This is a genomic window from Mesorhizobium sp. M7A.F.Ca.MR.176.00.0.0 (genome assembly GCF_004023165.1).
Taxonomy (GTDB): domain Bacteria; phylum Pseudomonadota; class Alphaproteobacteria; order Rhizobiales; family Rhizobiaceae; genus Mesorhizobium.
Window position 1 is genome coordinate 1 of record NZ_RZTC01000169.1, and the last position, 8,982, is coordinate 8,982.

General features: G+C 63.6%; 9 protein-coding genes. 1 reads left to right on the forward strand and 8 read right to left on the reverse strand.

Annotated elements, in window-relative coordinates:
* Positions 1 to 96: 96 nt before the first annotated feature.
* The 6 genes from EOB59_RS32165 to EOB59_RS32190 all read right to left on the reverse strand — a co-directional run bounded on the left by EOB59_RS32165 (position 97) and on the right by EOB59_RS32190 (position 7,147).
* On the reverse strand, positions 97 to 1,272 hold the full coding sequence (locus tag EOB59_RS32165; RefSeq protein ID WP_128290133.1) for a DUF930 domain-containing protein: 1,176 nt from the start codon (positions 1,270 to 1,272) through the stop codon (positions 97 to 99).
* A gap of 108 nt (positions 1,273 to 1,380) precedes the next feature.
* Positions 1,381 to 2,139, reverse strand: coding sequence for a 5'/3'-nucleotidase SurE (locus tag EOB59_RS32170; RefSeq protein ID WP_127398916.1), 759 nt, complete (start codon positions 2,137 to 2,139; stop codon positions 1,381 to 1,383).
* Entirely contained in the window at positions 2,136 to 3,302 is a 1,167-nt protein-coding gene (locus tag EOB59_RS32175) for an MBL fold metallo-hydrolase (protein ID WP_128290138.1), read from the reverse strand. The genes EOB59_RS32170 and EOB59_RS32175 overlap by 4 nt, the downstream gene beginning before the upstream one ends.
* Positions 3,302 to 4,381: an ABC transporter ATP-binding protein gene (locus tag EOB59_RS32180; protein ID WP_128290134.1), complete on the reverse strand. Its 1,080-nt coding sequence runs from the start codon at positions 4,379 to 4,381 to the stop codon at positions 3,302 to 3,304. Before EOB59_RS32180 ends, EOB59_RS32175 begins: the two co-directional genes overlap by 1 nt.
* Positions 4,369 to 6,072: an iron ABC transporter permease gene (locus EOB59_RS32185; RefSeq protein ID WP_128290135.1), complete on the reverse strand. Its 1,704-nt coding sequence runs from the start codon at positions 6,070 to 6,072 to the stop codon at positions 4,369 to 4,371. Before EOB59_RS32185 ends, EOB59_RS32180 begins: the two co-directional genes overlap by 13 nt.
* An 88-nt stretch (positions 6,073 to 6,160) precedes the next feature.
* A complete protein-coding gene (locus tag EOB59_RS32190; RefSeq protein WP_128290136.1) occupies positions 6,161 to 7,147 on the reverse strand; it encodes an ABC transporter substrate-binding protein in 987 nt (328 codons plus the stop codon).
* Between the two features lie 259 nt (positions 7,148 to 7,406).
* On the opposite strand from EOB59_RS32190, the gene EOB59_RS32195 reads away from it, so the two are divergent.
* The gene (locus tag EOB59_RS32195; protein WP_128290137.1) at positions 7,407 to 8,378 is read left to right on the forward strand and encodes a sugar-binding domain-containing protein; all 972 of its coding nucleotides are present in this window, start codon (positions 7,407 to 7,409) and stop codon (positions 8,376 to 8,378) included.
* A 29-nt stretch (positions 8,379 to 8,407) separates the two neighbouring features.
* Here the strand turns inward: EOB59_RS32195 and EOB59_RS32200 are convergent, their stop codons facing one another.
* Positions 8,408 to 8,776 carry a hypothetical protein gene (locus tag EOB59_RS32200; protein ID WP_127271283.1) on the reverse strand — a complete coding sequence of 123 codons (369 nt, stop codon included), beginning with the start codon at positions 8,774 to 8,776 and terminating at the stop codon, positions 8,408 to 8,410.
* A gap of 115 nt (positions 8,777 to 8,891) precedes the next feature.
* A partial coding sequence (locus EOB59_RS32205; RefSeq protein ID WP_164755518.1) for a 2-oxo acid dehydrogenase subunit E2 occupies positions 8,892 to 8,982 on the reverse strand: 91 nt, incomplete at its 5' end.

Below are 8,982 nucleotides of genomic sequence, written 5' to 3' on the forward strand. Positions count from 1 at the left end.
CGAGCACGCCGCGCGGCTGACAGCTGCCGGTGCCGATTTCGTCTGCGCCGACTGGCAAGAAGTTAGCCGGCAATTGGCTAGGTTTGGTGTGCCGGCCTAGTTTAGACGATACTTTGTGAATCCACGGCTGGGCCATTCGCCAGGCGGTACCAATGAGCCCACACGGAAGTTGAAGGACAGGACCCTCGTCGCATCGGCGTCGACTTCGCATCGGAAATTTAGGTTGTACCAGGCGTTTCTGGTGCTGAAGGCGGCCTGCGGAGGATTGAGAACATTGCCTTTGTCCAGCGTAATGGTTGGCACCCATTTGACCGTATAGTCGGCAGTTTGCAGTTCCCGGCTCAGAACGTTGCCGCAAAGGGTGGCCACGCGTTGACCGCGCGGAACATTCTCCATGGAGCTTGTAGCGAACGCATTGCCGGTTGCCCCTTGCGAGTAAAGCTTTCTGACGCCCGGAAGGCCGGAATAGATCGGTGATCCTGCAACGTCGTCGTTGGTGGGATTTGACCTTCCAGCATTCCCGATCGGCGCTTTGAAAGCTCTTGCGGGCTTGAACGTCATTGTCTTGGCAGGTTTGGCTTTGGGCTTTGCCTTTCCAGTCGAGGCTGGAGGCGCCGGCTTGTCGCCGATCTCAGCCGCCAATGGCTTTGGCGTCACGACGGCTTGCTTTTCGGCGGGTTGCGGTGCGGGTTCCTGTTTGTCCGGCTGCTGTTTGTCGGTTTCCTCGGTCGCCTGCTTCTCCTCGCTTTGCGCGGGCTTTTCGTCCGGCGCAGCGGTGGCTGGCTTCTCGTCAGGCTTGCTGGGCTCCGCCTTCTGCTGTGGCGTTGCAGCCGGGGCGGGCTGGGGCGGCGTGGGTGTCGGTGCTACAGGCGGCTTCACCGCCTCATCCTTGGCCGGCGACGGCGTGCTGGGCTTAGCGCTGCTTCCGTCGAGCGATTTCTCCGGCCCGGTATCTTTCTGGCCGTACTGGAAAACGCGCTTCAGAACCTGGTCGTCTGGCGGCTTCGGCGGTTCCGGAGGCGGCTTTTGTTCAGGCGGCTTTTCAGCCTTCTTTTCAGGTGTCGGCTCCGGTGGCTTTGGAGCAGGTTTCGGCTTGGGCTTCTCGGGTGGCGGCACGATCGCGACATTGACGGGCTGTTCCTGCTGAACCGGCTGCTGCTCGGGTCTCGGCAGGCCATAGACCAGAAACGCCGCGATGAGCGCATGCAGGATCAGCGATGCGGGCAAAGCCCACAGCAGATGCCGCCGCCGTTCTCCTGTCTCGCCCTTCATCCTCACCGATGTGGAATGAAATAGCGGCGGCTTCAAGCATAGGTAGTGGATTGGCTTGATTTAACCGCTGACAGGTTGGTGATCGGATGACGACGCGCAGACCCCAGGTCAGCCAGTTTGCCGCTGGCGCGGGATCCCGTCCAGAAACCGTTCGTCCAGCCGTGTCTCGCCAAACCAGTTCAGCCGGTTGATGCTGATGAAGCCGGCATCGATCACTTCGTTTTCGTCACCCGGCTGACTGTCATGGGCCCGACCGCGCGGCACGGTGATGACTGTGCGATCGCCATCGCTTTCCACGGTCTCGGCCTGGCGGGCGATCTTGTCGCGGCCGATGCGCGGTTGCCGGATTTCGGCCGGCAGCGAGGTCGGCAGGTTGATGCTCAGCCAATGACCCTCAGCGGCCCAGTCGGCGCGCGAGTGCCACAATGAAGCGATCAGCGCGCCAAGCCATTGGTCGTCGCCATCGGTGGAATCAGGATTTTTCACGCGTGAGAAGCCGATGGCCGGAACGCCCCAGAACGTCGCCTCCCGCGCAATGCCGAGCGTACCGGAATAGGCAAGGTCCTCGGCAACGTTGCGGCCATCGTTGACGCCCGACAGCACAAGGCCCGGCTTCTCGGAATCGGCGAACAGCCAGGTCATGGCGCTTACCACGCAATCGGCCGGGGTGCCGGAACAGGAGTACCAGTTCGGTTTGACGCGCCGCATGGTCAATGGCCTGGCAATCGTCAATGACGAGCCGGCAGCGGTGCGCTTGCCGTCCGGCGCGACCACCCAGACGTCGTCGGTCAACGCGCCGGCCGCATTGACCAGACGGGCAAGCCCCGGCGCTTCGATGCCGTCGTCGTTGCAGATCAGAATTCTCATCGTTTTCTTGCCTCCGACACCACTATGCGCTGGCCGGTGCGCCATTGCGTGCGCAGCGACGGGATGTGGGTTTGCAGATCGCCGAGAAGGTCCGGCGTGCAGGAATGACCGAGTGCGGCGGGACGACCGGCCTTCTCCCAGATGTCGACATTGCCCGGCAGCGTCGGATGGGTCGGCATGCGCACCCAGTCCGCTCGGCCGGCCTTGTGCAACAGATCGCCCGGCGAGCCTGACGGCAGATGGCCGGTAAGCAGCACCGGAAAACCGGAATGGTCGGCACGCGGCAAGAGGCGCGATGACGGGCCGGCTTCACCCATGCCGTCATCCGCCAGCAACGGCGTGGACGGCAGGGGATCAGCATCGGTCCAGTCGGCTGCGTCTTGCAGGCGGCGAAGCAAGAGTTCTGAGACACCTGGCAACAGGGATGCCGTGGCGCCGATCTGCGCTTCCAGCGACGAACGCATACCGGCATGGATCGCGAACGGCCCAGGCAAGGCCGCGATCAGCTCCAGCGACCGACCCGAGAGCGGCGTCGGCAAAAGACACCCGCCCGAATGCCTCGCAACCCACTGCGAGATTTCGAGCGCCCGCGCCGTCCCAGGCACCGGATCGGCGCCATAGGAAGCATCGAGGACAAGCAGGTCGCAGTGCGGGATCGTGTCCATGACGAAAACACTGCTGTCCGGCACCACGTCGGCGGAATAGGCGACGCGGCTCTCGCCATCGTCCACGGCAAACCAGACACCGCCCACGACATGCCCCGAGCGTCCCGTCTGGATCGCGAGATTTCCGCTCTTCAGCGTATCGCCGGGTTCGAACAATTCGATGCGGTCTTCGGGAAAAGGGAACCGCCTGAAATCCTCGGGCTCAGCATAGCCCGCGAGCGTGGCAGGCGCCTCATTGCGGGTCTCGGCCGTCATGAAAATCCGGCCGGCATAGCCGCGCGACAGCAGCCAGCTCAGCGCGCCGACATGATCCTCATGCGCATGCGAGACGAACAGCGCGTCGATATCGGTGACCGCCCCGTCCAGCGCCGGATAGTAGTCCGCGCCCGAAGCGCCAACCTTGATGCCGACGTCGAGCAGGATGCGATCCTTGCCGCTGCTGACAGCAAGGCTGGTGCGGCCCTTTTCGCCAAAGCCGCCGAGCAGGTCGAGCATCATCACGATACTGCTCCCACCGCCGGGATCAGCCAGCCGGACCGTATGCGCAGACGCGCCTGGGCTCCGCTCTCCAGCACGACCGGGTCGGGCTGTTCGAAATGCAAGGTGAGATCGGGACTGGTCGAAGGCGTGAATTCGATGCGCGCCGAGCCACCCTGATAGATCACCCGCTTGACCAGGCCATCGAAGCCGGGACCGTCCGGCGACACGTCGAGATCGGCCGACCGGCAGCAGATCTTGGCGCCAGCGCGCGGCCGCTGGCCTGGCCGGCAGCGGACAACCAGTTCAGCGCCGAGAACCCGGACCTTGCAGTGGCCCCTTTCTTCGGCGCTCAACACATCCGCGGGCAGCAAAATGCCTTGCGAAATGAAGGATGCGACCATTTCATTTGCCGGCTCATGATAGAGTTCTCGCGGCGTCGCCAGCTGGGCAAGGCGCCCGCCATCCATCACCGCGATGCGGTCGGCCAATGCCATCGCCTCGGCCTGATCATGGGTGATGTAGACGATGGTGGTGCCGGTGCGCTTGTGGAAGGATGCGAACTCGTCCTCCATCGATGCCCTCAGATGCACGTCGAGATTGGCGAGCGGCTCGTCGAACAGCACCAGCGAGGGCGCGGCGACAAGGCAGCGCGCTAGCGCCACGCGCTGGCGCTGGCCGCCGGAAAGATTGGCCGGCCGGCGATCGCCCAGCCCTTGCAGATTGACCAGGGCCAGTGCGTCTTCAACCTTCCGGCGGGCGACGGCCTTGTCGAGCTTCGCCACCTTCAGCGAATAGCCGATGTTCTCGGCCACCGTCATATGCGGCCACAGCGCATAGTTCTGGAAGACGATGCCGACGCGCCGCTTTTCCGGCGCGACGCTGCCGCCCTTGCCCGACACGACCTCGCTGCCGATGCGGATTTCGCCCGAAGTCACTTTCTCGAATCCGGCCACCAGCCTCAGCAACGTCGTCTTGCCGCAGCCGGAAGGGCCGAGCACTGCCAGGAACTCGCCGTCGGCGACGTCGATCGACACGTCCTTGACGGCATCGAAATTGGCGAAGCTCTTGGTCACATTGTCCAGGCTCAATCGCGCCATGGCAGCACTCCGGTCGGAAGGTAGGGGGCAAGCAGATTAGTGACCAGCATCAGCACGAAGGTGACCGCCACGGTGATGACGGACATCGCCGCCGCATAGTTGGAATCGCCGCCCTGCTCGAAGGAGAACATCACCACGCCGATGGTTTCCGAGCCCGACGACCACAGCAGCGCCGAAACGGTAAGTTCGCTTAAGGCCGTCATGAAGATCAGCAGGCCGCCGGCGATCGCCGCCGGTGCCACCAGGGGAAAGATGATCGTGCGCATGCGGGTGAACAGCCCGGCGCCTGCCACTTGCGCAGCCTCCTCCAGCGCCCGGTCGATCTGGTGATAGCCGCTGATGGTTGGCCGCAGCGCCAGCACCAGGAAACGGGCGAGATAGGCATAGAGGATGATCCAGACGGTGTTGTAGAGCTGGATGCCGGTCAGCGGGATCGGCCGCAGGAACATGAGCAGCGAGGCGATGGCCAGCACCACACCGGGCAGTGCATAGGGCAGTTCCACCGACAGATTGAGCAGCCGCACCCAGCGCTGCTTGCCCCAGGCGATCAGATAGCCGATCGGCACGGCAACCAGGACCGCGAAGAAGGCCGCCGCGATCGACAGCCAGAAGCTGTTGAAGAAGGCGCGGCCGGCCGCGTCATGCTCGAACAGCACGAAGCGATAATTGTCGAGCGTCGCCGTCTTGGCGGTGAGCGCGATGCCGTAGCCCGGCACCAGCGATGTCAGAACCAGCCCGAACAGCGGCAGGAACAGCACCACGATGATCAGCAGCCACATGCCGGCCTGCACGGCGGGCCGCCAGCGGCCGAGTTCATAGGGCTCAGCCGAAAGCGATGTGGAGCTGATGCGATAGTCGCGGCGGCGGCTCATGATCTCCTGGGCAAGGATACCGGCCATGGCGATGATGCCGATCAGCACCGACAGGAACGCGGTTTCGCCGAGGACGGCGGGGCCGCCGCCGGCCAGCTTCTGATAGATCAGCGTCGGCAGCACGAGATAGTTGGCGGGAATGCCCAGAAAGGCCGGAATGCCGAAATTGCCGACGCAGGAGACGAAGGCAAGTGCGGCGGCGGCCATGATCGAGGGCGTCATCAACGGCAGCACGATGGTGACCAGCACGGTGAACCAGCCGGCACCGCCCGCTCGCGCCGCTTCGATCAGTTCGCGCGGCAGCTTGCGCAGGCCGGCGCGCACCAGCAGGAAAACCAGCGGCCCATACTGCACGCCGAGCAGCAGGATGATGCCCAATGTCGAATAGAGCGGATTCCTGGTACCGAGCGGCGGTGCCGCCCCGAACAGCTTGAGGAACGGGCTTGCCGGGCCGAACAATTGCAGCCAGGCCAGCGCCGTCACCTGCGGTGCGATCATCAAGGGCATGACGTAACAGAGCACCATGGCGCTGCGAGCGCGGATATCGGTCAGAGTGACGAGGACGGCCACCAGCGTTCCCGACAGCACCGCAAGCAGGGTGCCGCCGATGCCGACGACCAGTGTGTGCCAGGTGGCGATCCAGGTCGCCGGACTGGCGAGCCCCGCCTTTATCGCGACGGCCGACAGCGTGCCGCCGGGTGCCACGATCTCCTTGATCAGGCGCAGCATCGGCAGCAGCGAAAGCAGGACGATGACGATGGCCACCGCCGCCGTCAGGACCATTTCCTGGCCCCGGCTTTCCCTGATCCGTGTTGACATGATTGCGTTTCCTGGGGTCGATCAGCCGATGCGCTCGGGTTTCGCAGTCGGCATGCCGCTAGGGGGGCATGCCGACTGGATTGCCGGCTCAGCCGCCGAACAGTTCCGAGAACTTCGCCTTGTCGGCGTCGGTCTTGGCGACGATTGCCTTGGTGTCGAACGACATCACCTTGACCTTGACGCCTTCCGGCAGCCATTCGGGGCGGCCGACCGAGGCGCGCGCCGGCAGATAGCCCATCGAAAGCGCAAGCTTCTGGCCGTCATCGGAAAGAATGAAGTCGACGAACTTCTTGGCGCCATCGACATTCCTGGCGGTCTTCATGATGGCGACCGGTTCGGTCACTGCCGGCACACCTTCCGAGGGGAACACGAACTCGACCGGGGAACCCTTCTTCTTGGCGTTCATCGCCATGAAGTCGACGAGGATGCCATAGGGCTTCTCGCCCGATGCCACCGACTTCAGCACCGCACCATTGCCGCGCACGCTGACGGTGTTGTTGGTCTTCAGCTTCTGGAAGAAATCCCAGCCATAATTGGTATCGCCGACGAAGCCCGAAAGCAGGTAGGCGGCCGCACCCGAATAGAGCGGGCTCGGCATGACCAGGCCATCTGCATAGGCCGGCTTGGCGAGATCTGCCCAATGCTGCGGCTTCTCGGTCGCCGCGGTGTTGTAGACGATGCCGGTGGTGATCAGCTTGCTGCCGAAATAGGTCTTGTCGGCATCATAGGCATCCGCTTCGATGCCTTCGAGCTTTGCCTCGGGATAGGGCAGCAGCCGGTCGTCCTTCTTCAACAGCTCCATCGAGACCGCATCGGCGATCAGAAGCACGTCGGGCTGCGGGCTGCCGGCGGCAAACTCGGCCGCCATCTTGGTCAGGATATCGCTCGTTCCCGAGCGATAGATATTCACATCGATACCCGGCTGTGCCTTCTTGAAGGCATCCACGGTCTTGGCCGCGTCGGCTTCCGGTTGGGACGTGTAGAGCGTCAGTGTTTCGGCGTTTGCCACGCCGGCAAACAAAGTTGCCGCGAGCGCCAGCTGGCTGGCCAGCTGCTTGATGAAGTGCGTCTTCAATGAGACCTCCTGTCTTGTCTGTGCATGACCGGTCCGGCTCTGGCCGGCTCCCCGTCTCTTCCTCCCTGCACGGCGCATATGACTGGTGGATGACACAGCGCGTGAAACCCACAAAATATGTTCATATGTACGATGTCAATTACAAATGAACAGAAATGTGCGACAATCGACACGCCGAAGATCCGGCATCAGTTGACATCCGGCCGGTGTTTCCTTGATGAGCACCGGGCAGGCCACGGCTCATGAGGGACAGGAACCGATGACCACAGAAAAACCCAGACAGGCTCGCCTGCCGATGGTCTCGTCGGACCTTACCGTCAAGACGGCATGGCTCTACTATGTCGAAGGTTTCACCCAGGAACAGATCGCCGAAAAGCTCGATGTCTCCAGGGTGAAGGTCATGCGTACCCTGGCCTCGTGCACCGCCGAGGGCATTGTCGTCACCATGATCAACGCGCCGACCGCCGGACAGGTGGCGCTCGAGCGGGAACTGGAAAAGCGCTGGGGTCTGAACGCCGCCGTCGTCATCCCGACGCCGTCGGGGCATGACCATCTGGAGAAGGCCATCGGCCATGCCGTCGCGGCCTATCTCGGCGAGCAGATGCAGGACGGCATGACGCTGGCGATCGGTGGCGGCGCGACCCTGCATGCCAGCCTCGGCTTCCTTGCCCGCCGGCAGCTGAAGCGTGCCTGCGTGGTGGCGCTCGTCGGCAGCCTGCCGCACTCGCAATGGATCAATCCATCGATTGTCGCAGCCAAGGTCGCAGACGTCTTCGAGGTCGACAGCTACCAGATCACCGCGCCGGTGACGGTCGACAATTCCTCGCTGCGCGATCTCCTCTGGGCACAGCCGACCCTGCAGGATGTGCGCCAACGCGCGGCCGCCGCCGACATCGCGCTGCTCACCGTCGGCGACATGTCGCCGGACGCCACCATCTTCCGGCACGGCATCGTGCCGTCATCGCTGATCGCTCCGCTGAAAGCGAAGGGCGCGGTCGCCAACATGCTGTGCTATTTCGTCGATGCCGCCGGCGGGCTGGTCGACCACGAGGTCAACAGCCGCGTCATGGCCATCGATCTCGATGTGGTCAGCAACGTGCCTAATGTCGTCCTCGCCGCGGGCGGCAAGCGCAAGGTCGCGGCGATCCTCGCCGCGCTGAAAGCCGTAGACACCAATGTGCTGATCACCGACAGCGATACCGCCACGGCGCTGCTTGCCAAGGGCGGCTGAGCCGATCCGACTGGCTCCCGTGTTTCCCGCTAAATGAGCCCGCGCTCGCGCAAAAAATCCTCGACACCGACATGGGTCATGGATTCGAATTCGGCGACCGCCTCGGCCACCCGCTTGCGCTGCGCCGCCAACAGCGTGAACACCTGCTTCATCTCGCCGGAAACACCGAAACGGCTCCACCGCTCGGCGATGTGCGTGGGCAAGCCGATGTCGGCGCAGAACGCGTCCAGGCTGTCATAGCCGAGGCTGGCGACGAGCTGCCTGGTCTCGTCCGCCGACATGCGCGGCTCGAAGGCGTGGTCGTGCAGTCGCTGCGCCACCAGCTTGATGTCGGATGGCGACGCGCCCATGACCTTGCCGAACAGGGTTTTCACGTCAGACGGGTCGAATGCAGGCATATTTTGGCCTCCCTGGATCGCAATCCAGATAGAACATGGGTCAAGGGTCGGCGCCTGACAAGTCGTTTCTGTCGTAAGCCGGCGCATCATTCGGCGCCGGCTTCTGCTTAATGGATCAGACCAGCAGGCCCATCGGATTTTCAAGGAGGTTCTTGAAGGCGACCAGCAGTTCAGCCCCAAGCGCGCCGTCGACGGCGCGGTGATCG